The organism is Pleurocapsa sp. PCC 7327 (genome assembly GCF_000317025.1).
GTDB lineage: Bacteria > Cyanobacteriota > Cyanobacteriia > Cyanobacteriales > Microcystaceae > Hydrococcus.
On sequence record NC_019689.1, the window covers coordinates 2,596,407 to 2,611,921 of the forward strand.

Annotated in this window: 12 protein-coding genes and 1 tRNA gene; 2 read left to right on the forward strand and 11 right to left on the reverse strand. The window is 48.4% G+C overall.

Annotated elements, in window-relative coordinates; translation table 11 throughout:
- Positions 1-12: 12 nt before the first annotated feature.
- Positions 13-273, reverse strand: a complete 261-nt coding sequence (locus PLE7327_RS11545) for an Asr1405/Asl0597 family protein (RefSeq protein ID WP_015144013.1) — start codon at positions 271-273, stop codon at positions 13-15.
- A gap of 231 nt (positions 274-504) precedes the next feature.
- Here PLE7327_RS11545 and PLE7327_RS11550 point away from each other — a divergent pair, with 231 nt between their 5' ends.
- Entirely contained in the window at positions 505-1,062 is a 558-nt protein-coding gene (locus tag PLE7327_RS11550) for a Dps family protein (protein ID WP_015144014.1), read from the forward strand.
- 60 nt (positions 1,063-1,122) lie between these two features.
- Here the strand turns inward: PLE7327_RS11550 and PLE7327_RS24840 are convergent, their stop codons facing one another.
- Positions 1,123-1,269, reverse strand: coding sequence for a hypothetical protein (locus tag PLE7327_RS24840; RefSeq protein WP_186005315.1), 147 nt, complete (start codon positions 1,267-1,269; stop codon positions 1,123-1,125).
- 84 nt (positions 1,270-1,353) lie between these two features.
- Complete coding sequence (locus PLE7327_RS11555; protein WP_015144015.1) at positions 1,354-1,812, reverse strand: YbhB/YbcL family Raf kinase inhibitor-like protein; 459 nt, start codon at positions 1,810-1,812, stop codon at positions 1,354-1,356.
- Between the two features lie 97 nt (positions 1,813-1,909).
- Between PLE7327_RS11555 and PLE7327_RS11560 the strand changes: the two genes are divergently transcribed.
- A tRNA-Leu gene (locus tag PLE7327_RS11560) sits at positions 1,910-1,991 on the forward strand.
- 61 nt (positions 1,992-2,052) lie between these two features.
- On the opposite strand, the gene PLE7327_RS11565 is transcribed toward PLE7327_RS11560, so the two are convergent.
- From PLE7327_RS11565 to PLE7327_RS11605, 8 genes are all read right to left on the reverse strand, one after another.
- On the reverse strand, positions 2,053-2,592 hold the full coding sequence (locus PLE7327_RS11565) for a chemotaxis protein CheW (protein WP_015144016.1): 540 nt from the start codon (positions 2,590-2,592) through the stop codon (positions 2,053-2,055).
- Positions 2,589-5,957, reverse strand: a complete 3,369-nt coding sequence (locus tag PLE7327_RS11570) for a hybrid sensor histidine kinase/response regulator (protein ID WP_015144017.1) — start codon at positions 5,955-5,957, stop codon at positions 2,589-2,591. The genes PLE7327_RS11565 and PLE7327_RS11570 overlap by 4 nt, the downstream gene beginning before the upstream one ends.
- Positions 5,958-6,053: 96 nt before the next feature.
- On the reverse strand, positions 6,054-9,533 hold the full coding sequence (locus PLE7327_RS11575; RefSeq protein WP_015144018.1) for a methyl-accepting chemotaxis protein: 3,480 nt from the start codon (positions 9,531-9,533) through the stop codon (positions 6,054-6,056).
- Positions 9,534-9,632: 99 nt separating this feature from the next.
- A complete protein-coding gene (locus tag PLE7327_RS11580) occupies positions 9,633-12,356 on the reverse strand; it encodes a methyl-accepting chemotaxis protein (protein WP_015144019.1) in 2,724 nt (907 codons plus the stop codon).
- 23 nt (positions 12,357-12,379) lie between these two features.
- Positions 12,380-13,446 (reverse strand): ISKra4-like element ISPle1 family transposase gene (locus PLE7327_RS11585; RefSeq protein ID WP_144266088.1). Its coding sequence is split into 2 segments (ribosomal slippage): positions 12,380-13,290 and positions 13,290-13,446, totalling 1,068 coding nucleotides; the frame shifts between segments, so codons are not numbered across the junction.
- A gap of 19 nt (positions 13,447-13,465) precedes the next feature.
- Positions 13,466-14,215 carry a hypothetical protein gene (locus PLE7327_RS11595; RefSeq protein ID WP_015144020.1) on the reverse strand — a complete coding sequence of 250 codons (750 nt, stop codon included), beginning with the start codon at positions 14,213-14,215 and terminating at the stop codon, positions 13,466-13,468.
- A gap of 325 nt (positions 14,216-14,540) precedes the next feature.
- Complete coding sequence (locus PLE7327_RS11600) at positions 14,541-15,086, reverse strand: chemotaxis protein CheW (RefSeq protein ID WP_015144021.1); 546 nt, start codon at positions 15,084-15,086, stop codon at positions 14,541-14,543.
- 50 nt (positions 15,087-15,136) lie between these two features.
- Complete coding sequence (locus PLE7327_RS11605) at positions 15,137-15,502, reverse strand: response regulator transcription factor (RefSeq protein ID WP_015144022.1); 366 nt, start codon at positions 15,500-15,502, stop codon at positions 15,137-15,139.
- Positions 15,503-15,515 lie beyond the last annotated feature (13 nt).

Sequence of the window (15,515 nt, forward strand, 5' to 3'; positions counted from 1 at the left end):
ACTTAAATTGCACTACTCGTTGACATTACTTTCCAGATGCCAGCAGCCATTTAACCAACGGACTAATTCGCAGCGAGGTGTGGCGATCTGTCTGACTGCGCTCCATAGCTGAATGGCAGCTGTGGGACTGTGAATGGCTACTTGTAAAGGGCGATCGGTTCTGCAATAGCAAGGAATTTGCAACTCTTGCAAGCGGCGATAGACAGCCCATCGATCTGCCCAGTTGACATTGACAACGTGACTTGATGCTAATTGTGAATTGACTCCGTTCATTGTTTTAACTAAATGATAATCTTTGGCATTTATGTCCTCCAGTTTGAGTATATCTATAAATGCTAATTATTCTCAAGTAGTTTTTAAGAAGATATTCGGTGCCAGTTGGCTGCTTGGTAAAAAAAAGTTTTAAACCTTAAGATTTACAGTGATTTTCTTTACACTTTCAAGCGATCTGCTTAGACTAGAATATTTCTAAAGGCATTCTCAAATCGAGAGGAGAACGCAACTATGTCTACAGCTCAAGGTTTACTGCGTGCTTTTGGCGAAGTTGGCGACAATCCGGTTTTGTTAGACAAAAGTGTAACAGCACCAGTTTGTGAGGGGTTAAATATTACCCTTGCTAGCTTCCAGGCTTTATACCTTCAATATCAAAAACATCATTTCATTGTAGAAGGTTCCGAATTTTATCAACTGCACGAGTTCTTCCAAGAATCCTATGAAGCGGTACAGGAACACGTACACGATCTTGGAGAGCGTTTAAATGGATTGGGTGGAATTCCAGCCGCTAGTTTTGCTAAGCTGGCAGAACTGTGTTGTTTTTCTCCCGAACCTGACGGCGCCTATGACTGCCGCCGGATGATAGAGCACGATCTAGAAGCCGAACAAGCGCTAATCCAACTCATACGCCGTCAAGCCGCTCAAGCAGAAAGTTTAGGCGATCGCGCTACTCGCTATTTGTATGAAAAAATCCTTTTAGAAACAGAAGAGAGAGCTTACCATCTCAATCACTTCCTCGCACCCGATAGCTTGACCCTGGCTTTTGTTAAGAATGGAAGCAGTCACTAAAAAGCTAGGAATATTAGGCACAATAATTTGACGGGCTTTGTCACTTATAGACTCAGCCCGTCAAATCATTTCTGTTTGATTTTCCAAGGTTCCCTCCGTAACCTTTTCTAATTGGAACCGATCGCCAGCTTCTCGCTTTCTCCTTACCTTAGTCGCCTCTTCCTCAGATCCTGGTTTGGCGTTGCCTCCTCTAAGAGGCGTTGCCACTTTAATCTAGGGTTTAGGTCGATCCACTACGATCTCAATTACATACTAGCAAAACTTTTGGCAAGTGAGATCTTTTTTTTCTCTTCAGTTTCTAATTCTTTCATACCTTCCCATTAGTTCTGCTTTGGCTAAGATGTGACCCTCCATTGCCCGTTCCACCTGCTGTTTGGTTGCTTTCTCTGGAAGGTTTAACCGAGTATCCAAAGCATAAAGCTTAAAAAAGTAGCGATGTTCTCGGTCTGGGGGACAAGGACCATAATAGTCTAAGTTTTTGCTAGTGCCGATGCCATGAACCCCCGGTGGTTCTTTTCCCTCTTGAATTTCCGTTAAACTGGGCGCAATATTAAAGACTACCCAATGATCCCACATACCATCGGCTCGCAGGCGTTTTGGTACGTCGGGATCGTCCATAATTAACACCAAGCTTTTCGCTTCGGCAGGAACGTCGGATATAACGAGTGGGGGATTGATATTTTCTCCATCGCACGTGTACTTTGGAGGAATTTTCCCTTCATGCGCGAACGCGGGACTGGTCAATTTCATTGTTGATACCTCAGCGTTTACGGCAATTTTTATGCTAGTACATTCTTTCCTACCATTGCTTGTGAGATCCTAGATATGCTATGCTTGAAAGGCGCTTGCGGATGTGGCGGAATTGGTATACGCGCACGCTTGAGGTGCGTGTGGCTATTGCCGTGCGAGTTCAAGTCTCGCCATCCGCATCCTAATATCCTAATAAGGTAAAAGGCAAAAGGGAAAACCTTACTTTTACCTTTTTGTTCTCTAAAAGGGAAAACTGAGCTGGGGCGAGGCAGAAATGATCCCAGAAACTGGTGGAACGATGCGATCGACTTCTAGGATAAAAACTGTCAGCGATTCCTCTTTGTGAGAAATAACCGTGACGTGGCTGGCAATCTCCAACGTATCGGCGCGACGATAAGAAGCAGGTAGTGCCCGAATTTGAGAGATAGGCACGTCATGCAAGGATGGGGCTTGCCCGACCAAAATCCCAAAAGATTCGCCAACGCTATTCCTGGCAATAATGAGATAACCGCGCGATCCAGATGGTATGAGTTGGCTGGCGTTAAATAGGCGCTTGTGTAGGTCAACTACCGTAATCTCGCGATCGTCAATGCGAGCTACTCCTAGATGGCTGAGTCCGCTTCCATAAATGGGAGTGTAATTGACAACTTTCTTAACGAGATCGACGGGTAGAGCAACATTCAGTTTGCCGACACTGAAGGTCAGTAATTTAATCGATCGTTGGCTCTGTCCGATTGGCAGTCCGATATTGGGAGATTGGTTGTTAGAGAGATCGTTCATCTTAGGGCGGTAAGAGCTTTAGAGGAATTTTGAGCGAGCAAGTCTTTGATAGCTGCTAAAAATTGTTGTTCGATAAAAGGCTTGGTAAAATAAGCGCTAGCTCCTAAATGCATAGCCAGCTGGCGGTGTTTGTCGCTGCTGCGGGAAGTCAGCATGGCGACTGGGATCTTAGTCATTTCGGGATCGCGGCGGCGCTGACCGAGAAATTCAAAGCCATTCATATTGGGCATTTCCACATCACAAATAACGAGTTGTATGCCCGCAGTTTGTTGCAATTGCTCGATCGCCTCGCGTCCGTCTCTGGCTTGAACGACGCGATAGCCAGCTTTTTGTAAGGTAAGGGCAAGCGTTCTGCGTAGGGTAGCCGAGTCGTCCACCACCAGAATAGTAGTTGCCTGAGCAACCGTTGGCGCTGATTTTGCATTGGCAATTTGTTGCTTGTCCGAGAACGCCGATTTGATTGCTGCCTTGGCTGTTTCGGGTTCTAGGAACTGGTCTAGCAGGATGCCTCCGTTGATAACCGGAATTAGGGTGCCATCTCCCAAAATCGTACAACCATAAGTATAGCTAGGAGAAGCGATCGCGCTTCCGAATGGCTTGATAACCAACTCTTGTTCGCTCACCAAGCGATTGACTTCCAAGGCAAATAATTGCTGTCCTCGACGCAGCAGCAGGAGGGGTAGCGCCCAATCATCGGGGGTGGGCACCGAGCTGAGTACCTTACTGGACGTAATTTCTGGCAAGGCACAATTATAGGTCAACAGTTCGTTTAATCGATAAATCGGAATAATTTGCTGCTGCCAATGCAAAAAGCGCTGACTGCCCGATTTTTTAATTTGCTCGCCAGTAGGAATAATAATTTCTTCGATACTGTCGGAGGGCAAAGCCACGGCAGTTGCTTGTCCGGTTACTTCCTGGTTCATCAAACAAACCAGCAATTTAGAAATCGTCAGGGTTAAGGGGAGACGCAAAGTAAAAGTCGTTCCCTTTCCAGGCGTAGAGGTTACTACGACAGTGCCTTTGAGCGATCGCAACTGAGAGCGAACCACATCGAGACCGACTCCTCGTCCCGACAGTTCGCTAACTTGGCTGGCGGTAGAGAATCCTGGCTCGAAAATCAGCTCGGCAATGCGATCTTCGGTCATCATTGCCAGTTCTTCCGGAGTTGCCAAGCCAACGCTAATGGCTTTCTGCCCGATTTTTTCCAGATTCAGACCCCGACCGTCATCTTTGATTTCGATAATGGTTTGGTTGCCTTGGTGGAATGCCCGAATTTCGATTTGTCCTTCTTCTGATTTGCCTTGCTGTTTTCTCACCTCTGGCGGTTCGATTCCATGGTCGAAGGCATTGCGGAGCAAATGCAGTAAGGGGTCGTAGAGCTTCTCCAGCGCGGCTTTGTCTACCAATACCCCCGTTCCGCTCAGTTTGAGCTTCACGGGTTTGTGATAAGTCGTGGATAGGTCGCGTAAGGTGCGCGGGAAGCGGTTGAGAACTTCGCCCAAAGGCAGCATCCTAGCCCACATCAACTCATCCCGCAAGTTGGTGAGCATCTGACGCTGTTGCTCCAGACTTTGGTTAGAGTTACGCGCGAACAGGACGATATCTTCGACGGCTTCTTCGAGCTGAATCATCTCTTCCACTAGCCCTTGTAGCAGCGAATAGAGCGCTCCGTAGCTGTCCATTTCTAGAGCGTCGAATTCAGCCAAGCTTTGTATTCTAAATTCCGAACTCTGACTCGAAGCGACGGTTGAATCTCGATCCGATTTCAGATCTCCAAGCTCGTCATTCATCGGCTTGACTAGCATCTGATCTGACAATTCTCGCAATTTCCCGGTCATTTTCTGGAACCGGGCAAAGCGAGCTAGCAGCTCTTTAACTCCCCCCTGGATTTGCTCGTTTTGTAGCGAAAGGCTATTGCGGTTGATGGAAAGCTCGCCGACTAGGTTATTCATCCGCTCCAAGCGGTTGAAGTCAACCCGAACTGAGAGATTAGAGGCTGCCTTGGCTGCTGACACGCCGGGAAGTTCTGGATGTTTGTCCGGCTCGGTAAATGTTTCTCGATTGGTTTTAGCGGCAATCGGCGCAGGAGTGGCAGAGGTAGGAAGTGGAAAAGAGAGGGGAGCAGAAGGTTCGGAAGTTTCCTCAATTGACGGCAGGCGATCGAAAATTTGCTCGACCGATTGAACGGCTGCATCAATTTTCTCCGCTAGTTCTTCGGGTTTGGACTCGGTGAAATAAAGCATGGGAGACGCTTCGGTAGTTTCAGGAGCGACCGAACCGAAGACTTCATCGAGAGAAGGAGACGCTTCGGTAGTTTCAGGAGCGACCGAACCGAAGACTTCATCGAGGGAAGGAGACGCTTCAGTAGTTTCAGGAGCGACCGAACCGAAGACTTCATCGAGAGAAGGGGTACTAAAATTAATTGGAGCAGTTTCTGGGGCAGGTGTGACGGTTCCAAAGATATCGTCTAGTGCTGGAGGTGCCGTTTCGCCCCAGAAAGCTTCTAGGGATTGAGCGTCAAACTCAGCTTGAGTTTCAACTATTTCGGGATGAACGAGCAGTGCTGCTGTTCCTGCCGAGCCTTGAGCCAGAGCGATGAGAACCTCAGAGGGATTGCCGCCGCGATCGCGATCGCCTGCTAGCACCTGCTCTCTACTTACCTGCCAATCTGCCAGCGCCAGTTGGGTAATCTGTAAAGTTTTATCGGGATGGCGATCGAGGGCTTGCAAAGCGACTTGAGCAATTTCTCCAAATCCAGGCAAACCGAGCAACTCCGCAAATCCAACAAATACTTCTGCTTGCGCCCGCAATTCTCCAGCCACTTCGTAATTTTGAGGGTTGGCAACGACATTGGCAAGACGTTCTAATCCCTGAGCGACATCGACTTCAAAGATCGAGGAGACGATATCGATCCCCAAATCGCTAGAGGAGGGAATGTACCGATCCGCGTTAGCGAGACTATCTCCCAAGCGCTCTTCGAGCTGTTTAAAAATCGGTTCGGCAACTTGCAGCGCCGCGTCTGCATCGAAGCTACCCACTTGGATTTGCTCCATCAAGGGATTTTTGAGACAATCGTAGGCTTTTAGGAGAAGGCTTTCTAGCTCGGTATCGATTTCAACTGTTTCGTTGTAAAGCGCCTTGAAGGCATCTTCCAAGCGATGGGACAGAGTTTTGATGGCGTTCAGTTCCACGCTTGCCGCACCCCCTTTGAGGGAATGGGCAGCTCGCATGATTTCGTGGACTTTCGCCGTACTGCGTTCTTCTCGGAGGGTGAGTAACCCGCTTTCGATGGAATGCAACAGTTCGGGTGCTTCTTCGATGAAAAACTGGTAAGCTTGGTCGCGGATATCGGAGTTTAGTGCCATCTTTCGCTCGTGAGAAGAGGTTGGGGATAAGGAATGAGAAGGAATATCTCAATATTAATGAGTAAATCTCTCAATTCAGACTGCAAAGTCAAAATTTTATTCCACCTTGAACTTACTGACGCTCTCTTGTAGCGTTTGGGCTACTGTCAGCAGTTCTTTGAAAGAGTTGGAAACTTGAGTGGCTTCGGCTGAGGTTTTGGTCGAAATCGCTGCTACTTCATTCATGGTCTGGCTAACCGTTTCAGACGCTTGGGATTGTTCGTTGGCGGTTTTGGCGATCGCTCTAACCAACTGGTCGATCTGAGCGCTCGCCTCAGCAATCTTGGTAAGATTTTGGCGAGTTTCCTCCACTAGCTTCGTCCCCACTGCCACTCGCTCGGTTCCCGACTGCATCGCTGTTGCTACTTCGTTAGTCTCTGTTTGAATGCTGGTTACTAAGTTGCTAATTTCCGCCGTTGCCTCTGCCGATTGCGCGGCTAGGATTCTCACTTCATCGGCAATCACCGCAAAACCTTGTCCTTCATCTCCGGCGCGGGCAGCCTCAATAGAAGCTTTCAGCGCCAACATGTGAGTTTGAGCGGCAAATCGACCGATCAGACCGATGACTTTAGAAATCTTCTGGGTCGATTCTCCAAGGCGCTTGACTTTCTCCGCGGTCTCGACGACCGTTTCCCGAATGGCCAAAATTCCGTCTACAGTTCGGTTCATAGCAACGTCGCCCGTTCGCACTGTCTGAGAGGCTTGTTGAACTACCATTTCTGCTTGCTTGGCATTAGCTGTCACCTCGCGAATCGATTTGGTCATGGATTGAATTCGCGCCAGCGCATCGGCAATTTCTTGAGCCTGACGCACCGCTTCTTCAGATAGGGTTTTTACAGATACTTCATTTTGACTGGTGGTGACGGTCATCTGTTTGGCAGCCATTTTTACTTGCCCTACGATTTTCCGCAAGCTCTCGATGGTGGAGTTGTAGGAGTCCGCTACAGTTCCGATTTCATCTTCGGTGACGGTAGCGCGAATTGTCAAATCTCCTTGACTGACGGGATCTACCTCCTTTAGTAACTCTAGCGCTCGTCGCTGCAAGTTTTCTTTTTCCTGGCGCTGGCGTTCGAGGAGGCTGGCTCTCTCAAGCGACAGTCCGACTTGCGTAGCCAACTGAGCCAAAAAGTCCACTTCTGCCGGCTCCCAGTTGCGGGGAGCCGAACACTGGTGGGCAATCAATAAGCCCAGTAAATCTTCCCCTACCACAATAGGTGCAACCAAGTTAGCTTTGATACCAAAGGCTTCGAGTTGTTTGAGGTGGCATTCGGTCAAGCCAGCCTTGTAAATATCGGGCGTCGGTTGAATTCGACCTTGTTTGTATTTCTGGACGTATTTGTCGGCAAAACAGGGGTCGGCGATCTCTGCTCCTAGCGCTTTGGGGAATTCGTCGGCAACGGATTCGGCAACTACGGTGCCTTTCCAGTTTTTGTCGAACTGATAGATAATGACGCGATCCGAGCGAATCGCTTGGCGGATCTCTGTCACAGCCGTATCAAAGATTTTCTTGGACTCGAGGGACTGAGACATCTTGAGCGTAAGGTCTTTGAGGGCTTGAGCGCGTTCTGCGGCGATCTTGGTCTTCTCGATTAAGTTCGCCCGGTCGATCGCCAAACCGAATTGCGTCGCAATCTGCGTTAGTAGCTCGATTTCACTTGGCTGCCAAACTCTAGATTCCGAACACTGGTTGACAGACAATAAACCCGTTAGAATGCCGCGACTGCCGCACACAATGGGCACCACCAAGTTAGCTCTGATGGCAAACGCCTCTAGCATTTTGATGTGGCAATCCGCCAATCCAGATTCATAAATATTGGCTAGGGCTTGAACGCGACCTCGGCGATACTCCTCTACCATGCGATTGTCAAAACAAGGATCGGTAATTAGAGCGCCTAAAGCGCGAGGCAAGCCTTGGGCTACCGATTCGGCGACGACCTCTCCTGTGAAAGTTTCTTCATCGAAACGATAGAAAAAGGCGCGATCGACGTTCAAGTCGATCCGAAGCTTTTCTAAGGCGATCTCGAAAGCGTTTTTGACTTGAGGGTATTGGCTCAGATCCAAGGTGACTTCTTTGAGAAGTTGTTCGCGAGCCTTTTCTTGACGCAAGGCTGTTAGGTTAGCCTCCATCTTAGTCGCCATGCGATCGAGTTCTTGAGAGAGAACCCCGATTTCATCTCGACGAGCCGTGTCTGCTAACCCAGCGATCTTTTCCCCGTTAGCGATCCCTCTAGCAAAATCTTGCAAGCGCCGTAGCGGACGGGAAAATGTTCCTGCTACCGGAATTGCGATCGCGCCAGCCGCCAGCAAGAACACTAAGCCAATGCCGTAACCGACGATGCGGACGCTATTCACGGCACTATTTAAAGTCTCTGGGGCAGTTCCGACAGCAAGCATTCCGACTGGTTTGGCTTGCTGGGGATTCAAATCCTGTCGATAGTCGTATAGGGGTAGGTAATAGGTCAGATAGGGCTTACCGTCGATCTCTTCACGCCAAGGGAATCTTTGTCCGCCGTCGAGAACGGCTTTCTTGACTGCTTCGGCAGCGCGATCGCCAATGGCTCGATTTTTTCCGTCGGCTGTGGCTATCGTCGTGCTAACTCGCAGATCGCCTGCATATAAACTGGCTTCCGAGCCATAATATTCTCGGAAGGTATCGACTAAGATATTGTTTCGGTTAAGAAGTACTCCCGCGATCGCAATTCCTACTACTTTGCCGTTGACCTCGATCGGTTCGACTGCCATCGCAGTCAGTCCTTTTATCCCTTTGTTAGCATCGGAAGCCTTAAACTGCTCTCCCAATCCCAACTTTTGGATGACCGAGCGATCGAGCAGTTCGATTCCCTTGAGTGGGCGTTTGAGGCGTAGGGATTCTTTAACGATCGCAATATTTCCGAGATCGATTCCTGTGGGTAAAGAGACATTTTCAATTGCCTCGCTGCGATCTTCGGCAGCGGTTCCTAGGGAATAATCTTTGTGAACTCTCAGGAACTGAGCGATCGTTTTTCCCTGCGCGTTAGCGATAATTCTGAAGCTTTTCCATCCGTCAAGTCGCTCTTGTTCGATCTTGGAGGGAACGATCAGACTTTGCAATAGCATTTGGTTGGCTTTGACTTGTGCGGGATTTTGCAAATCTATTTTGCTTGCCCCAAGTACGTCGGCAATTGCCTGAACCTGTCCCGAACTCTCCAGTCGCACCCAGTGAATATAATCTTCTTGGAATCCGCTTGCATTCGATGCGACCGTTTCTTTGAGCGTGTCTTGAGCGGTCTTTTGACTGTACCAAACAATTCCCTGAGTTACGCCGATTGTTGGCAGGGCAGCCCCAACAATTAACAATGTCGACAGTTTCCATCGAAAGCTCAGGTTTTGCCAAAGGTTGGCTTTACCTTCTTTAGGCGCCTCTAATAGCTCGATTTGGCTTGGAGAAGGCACTAGCTGTGGCGATGGAGTCCGCGTCTCTCTTTGAGGAGATTGAGATATTAAACTGCGATCGTTAGCGATTTTTTTGAAATTGGGCTTGGGAGGGGTCTGGGTCATGGTTAGCGGTTAGTAGTTGCTGGACTATTGGTTGGCGAAGGCTAGTTGTCGATGGTTGGACTGAGAAACGACTGCCGACTCACAACTAACCTCTAACAATTAACTAACTTTGAATTTGCCGACGCTTTCTTGCAGGGCTTGCGCGACTGCGAGGAGTTCTTTGAAGGAGGCTGACACGTCGGTCGCAGAGGATGAGGTTTCATTAGCGATCGCGGCAATCCCCGTCATGGATTGGCTGACGACTTCGGACACTTCGGTTTGTTCTTCGGTTGCTTTGGCGATTGCTTCTACTAACTGACCGATCTGTTCGCTGGATGCGGCAATGCGGTTGAGGCTTTGGCGAGTTTCTTCTACCAGTTTTGTCCCCATAACCACCTGTTCGGTGCCTTCTTCCATCGCCGCGACTACATCGTTAGTTTCTGCCTGAATCTCCGCTACGACTTTTTCGATTTCTGCGGTTGCTTCGGCGGACTGCCGCGCTAGGTTCCGCACTTCATCGGCAACCACCGCGAAGCCTCGACCTTGTTCTCCCGCGTGCGCCGCCTCAATCGAAGCGTTCAGCGCGAGCAGGTTGGTTTGGTCGGCGAAGCTACTAATCAGATTGACAACCTTAGAAATTTTCTGGGTCGATTCGCCGAGACGCTTGACTTTTTTCGCTGTTTCTGCTACCGTCTGACGGATTGCCATAATCCCTTCTACGGTGCGGTTCATGGCAGCGTCTCCCTCTTCTACCGTCTGAGCTGCTTGGTCTACCGCTTCTTCGGCTTGCTCGGCGCTAAGGGCAACCGCGCGAATGGAGTTGGTCATCGCCTGGATGCGTTCTAGGGCGGCGGCGATTTCTCCGGTTTGCTGCATGGCACCTTGGGAGAGGGCAGCGACCAAGGCATCGTTATTACTGGTGGTCAGGGCTACTTTTTGAGCGGCTTCTTTCACCTGAGAAACAATTTTGCGCAAGTTTTCGATGGTGGAGTTGTAGGAGTCAGCAATGGTACCAATTTCGTCTTCGGTGACGGTGGCGCGGATGGTCAAGTCTCCCTGGGTGAGCGGATCGACTTGCATGAGTAATTCTAGTGCTCGCTGTTGCAATTTTTCTTTTTCTTTACGCTGTGCTAGCTCGGATAGGCGCTGCTTGTCTAGCAAATTGGTGCGATCGAGCGCCAGACCGATTTGTGTTGCCACCTGAGCCAAGAAGTTAATCTCCGCTTCTTCCCACTGGCGAGTGCCGGAACACTGGTGAGCGATCAACAAGCCCAGCAAGTCGCCGCTCGTCACGATTGGCGTAACCAAATTGGCTTTGACGCTGAAGGGTTCTAGCTGCTTGAGGTGGCATTGGGTCAACCCGGCGTTGTAAATATCGGGCGTTGCCTGGACGTGACCGCGCTTGTATTTTTCTACGTAGTTCTTGGCAAAGCAGGGGTCGGCGATTTGCGCTCCCAAGGCTTTAGGAAATTCCTCGGCTACGGACTCGCCAGTGACCGTTCCTTTCCAGGTTTTATCGAACTGATAGAGGATGACGCGATCGCTCTTGAGGGCATGGCGAACCTTGTCCAGTGGCGGTTGCGCGAGAATTTCCTCCTTCGTCACTTTTTGAGCCAGTTCCAAGGTAATATCTCTAAGAACTCCTGCCCGTTCGGCTTCGATTTGCTGTCGCTGCAAGAGGTTGGTACGCTCGATCGCCGCACCGACCTGGATAGCTGCTTGGGTGAAGAAGTCGATCTCGCCGACTTGCCAATTGCGAGTTCCAGAACATTGGTGAGCTATCAGCAAGCCTAGCAGCTCTCCACTAGCCACGATAGGCGCGACGAGATTGGCTCTGACGCTGAAGGGGGCGAGTTGTGCAAGGTGACAGTCGGTCAACCCGGCATTGTAAATATCGGGCGTTGCCTGAACGCGACCTTTCTTATATTTCTGGACATAGTTTTGGGCAAAACAAGGATCGGCGATTTGCGCGCCTAGCGATTTGGGGAAGCCCGATGCCACCGATTCGGCAACGACCGTGCCTTTCCAGTTTTTGTCGAAGAGATAGACAATAACGCGATCCGATACAATTGCCTTGCGAATTTCTTCTACAGCCGCCCTAAAAATCGTATCGACATCCAGCGCTTGAGAAATTTTAACTGTGATATCTTTGAGGAGCTGAGCTTGTTCGACCGATACGGCTTGTTCCTGCACCAACGTTTCTAGCTGAGCCGCCATGACGTTAATATTGGCTCCCAAAGCCGCTAATTCGTCTTCCCCGGATACCGCCACGCGAGTATCCAATTCGCCGCGACCGATTTTTTCTACGGCTTCAGCTGCCGATATAATCGGTCGAGTGAGGCGATCGGCGAGAAGAAGGGCGATGATACCCACTGCGATCGCAGTCGCTCCCGTTCCCAACAAAGTAGTTAGCAATAACTGTCTTTGGGCAGCAAAAGCCGCCGATGTTGGAGTACTCAATAATATGCGCCAGTCAAAATCCGGTAGGTTGGTTCGTTTTTGTAGGTTTGAGTAAGCTAAAAGAACGTTCGAGTTTCTGCTAGCATCTCGCAGGGTAGTAAAACCCGTTCGATCGGTCAATAGTTTCGGGTCAAATTCGGGGTATTCTTTGTCTAAAGACTGACCCACCAGTTTTTGCTCGCCTTCTGGAGCCAAGAAAACTTTACCAGATTTATCTACCAAATGGATTTTATTGGCTTCATTAGTAAAGGGTTTAATTAAATCTTCGACCACTTTAATCGGAACGAGAGTGCGAATAACACCGATGGTTTGCCCTGTTACCGAGTCTTTGATTGGCGCAGCGAAAAACAAAGCATATTTTCCAGTTACAATTGATGGGAGCATCCACTTTTGGAAGAAACACCCAATCAGACAGCAAGTAAACCATTAAGATAAGCACAACGAACAGAGAGGATGTGATTGACACTTTCAACATTCCACTGTGCGCCAGAAATTTTGATCCTTAAACCAATTTGTTTAATTGCAGATTCAACTGCCCCTGAACCGATAGAACATAATTGTTCAGCCTGATAATAGCTGTAATTGACAATGCGAGGGAGATGTTTTTCCAGATAAGCGATGAAATTTTTAGCTTGTTTACCTCGGCAATGATTAAATAGGGTCTTGGCCGCTTCTACCTGACCTTGCCACAACAGAGTTTCCGCAGCTTTGAGTCGCTTTAAAGAACCACCAACTTTATAAAGATTTTCCTTCAGGTGATACCAATCCAAAATTTCACAGCGAGAAAACTGGTCTTGTCCAAATTCTCTCACCAGATTCCAGACACCATCATGTCCATCTCCCAAGCAAACAAGAGGGTCTAACAACTGTTGGCTATTGACATAATCAATTAATGATTGGTTGTCATCAAAAAATGCACCATAGTAAATCCCTTGCAGACGAACGGTTTTATAGTCTCGCCAGTGGCAGCCTGCTTTCGGTTTACCCCTGAGTCGGACTTTTCCTCCATCTACGCTGACTTCTGAAACTGATTGTTTAGCAAGTGGTAGTTGAAAATCTTGTGACAGCACTAGTTGTTGTTGTGTTGAATGACCAACTTTTACTCCTGTCAATGCCTCAATCTCGATTTCTGCTTTTTGGTATGATTCGTTAGCTGATAACCTCAAACAGCACTTTTGAAGTAATGGACTTAGGCGAGTTCTTGGCTTTAAACCTAGTCTAATAAGCTGTTTGGCTTTTAATTTCAGTTCCCCTACTAGGCTTTTTATTTTCCTAGTTTTACCTACTTTTGTTCCAGTTTTTTGTTCGATAAAAAAAGGGCTATTTCTGGGCTGACTAGTTCTAATACTTGACTGCGAACTGTTTTTTCTATGCCTTCAAGGTCTGTCAGCTTACTTTTGTCTGCTTCTTCATACAGCAGTGTTGACAATTCTTGTAAGCAGGCTTTGATCCGTTCTTGTTTCTCTTGGTTCATTGTCAGCGATCGCACAGGATTATTTCCCTTTACATTTTCCCATAAATGGTAAATCTTCCAAAACTGGATGCTCCCCAATTGATGGACGTTGCGAGTGGGCAGGACGGCCTGTCTTGAGAACTTCCATATAGTAATCGACTTTTTTCTCAAGAAAATTGGCAGGTCTGTCATTCGATCCCGCTTGCACGATGGGATTGCCCTTCATATCTATGACGACAATGCTCTCATAGACTTTATAGCTCTTGATGTACTGTTCTAATCTGGCTTGCTTTTCCTGAAGCGATGTCGTGTTTCTAAGTCGAGGATCTGCCAGAACTGACAAATCAGCCATCACCTGGATATCCCCGTAGCGTTCGGCCAAGAAGTTGGTCAAGACTTGTGAAAGAGCATCGACTTGGGTTTTTTTGGCGGCGAAAACTTGTCGCGTTTCCGATTGTGAGGCGGCGTAGTAGCCGATCGACCCGATCGCTACGGCGGGAATAATTCCGATCGCCAGTGCCAGCACTGCTGCTTTCGTCTTGAGATTCAGCTTTTGTCCCCAACCTGACTTGCGCGGCGTTGCTTGATGTTCCCAAGGCTCGATCGCTGCTTCTTCTGACTCTAGGAGCGGCTCTTTGTCATCGGCGATCGCTTCTGATTCGACGTAAAAGGCTTGAGTTGGCAGCTCATCGCCAGAGGCTGTTTGGTCTGTCAGAAACGCGCGATCGTCTTCTGGCAGACGACTGTTAGCAAAATCTTTAGGATCGGATTTAGGAGGAATCTGAGTCATAAAGTCAACCTTGTCAAAAATTCAGTAAATTAGTCATCTTGCGATCGCAATGGGGAGCCTTGAGCAACTTGGAGAGTTTCACTTAATAGAATTCCCGTATTTTCTGCCGAATTAACATCATCGGCTAAAAAATCTCATTATTTGTTATTTATAATCTGAAAATAATAACCTGAAAATACAAGCCTTAACCTTGTCCTTTCATTGTTGTCGCTCAGGCTCGTCTGAGTCAAAGGCTTGTAGCGCAGTACCATAACAAGAACTTGTCCTTTCATTGTTGTCGCTCAGGCTCGTCTGAGATAGTCATCTATCTGTGTTTAGTGAGAATTTACGATTTGGGCATAGCTGCCATAATCGCCTCTCCTTCGAGAGCGACGAGAATCTCGCCATCGGGTTTTACCCAAAACCCTCGCAGAAAAGGAGCCAATCCTGGCTCGACTGCTGAGGCTGGCGGCGATTGTATTTGTGCTGGGTCGCACCATTCTATATCATCGACTCTACTGATAACTAAACCGAGGGTTTGGCTTTTAGCTGCGGTTTCGGATTTGCCAGCGCTCTTAAGAACAAAGGCTCTGTAAGTCGAGCCTTTGAAAGATTGCTGATGCCAGGGAGTCAGTCCGACCAATTGTCCCAAATCTACCATCCAAAGAATTTCCCCTCGCCAGTTATAAACTCCCATTACCCAAGCGGGCATGTGGGGAATGGGAATAATCTGACCGAGGGGAATGGTAAGTACTTCTGTCAATTGAGCCACTGGTAACATCACTTTCGTATCTGGCTCTAGATAAAATCGCAAAAACTGCTCTTCTCGTCCTCGTCCGCCCGATCCTGAGGCAGTTTGTCCGAGATCCCGCAGGAACGCATCGGACATCATAGTATTTCTCCTTTACTATTTATCGATAGATAGGCTATTCACTTTTAGCGTTATTGCTTAATCAATTGCTTGACGGTTTGCACGAACTCTGCTTGATCGATCGGTTTGGGAATGTAGGCATCTGCTCCCTGCTTCATTCCCCAAAATTTATCCATTTCGCTCCCTTTGGTCGAACAGATGATAATGGGAATGGTGCTAGTAGAGGCTTCGGCTTTAAGTTGGCGGCAGATTTCAAAACCGCTTCGCCCCGGCAGTACCACGTCTAGGACGATAACATCGGGGCGAGTGCTTTTAACTTTCTCTAGGGCTTCTTCTCCGCTAGAGGCGATCAGAACATTGATGCCTTCTTTTTCCAAGCAACTTCTAATAATTTTTTGTTCTGTCAGAGAATCATCAACAACTAGGGCTGTACCCATGACATTTACCTCA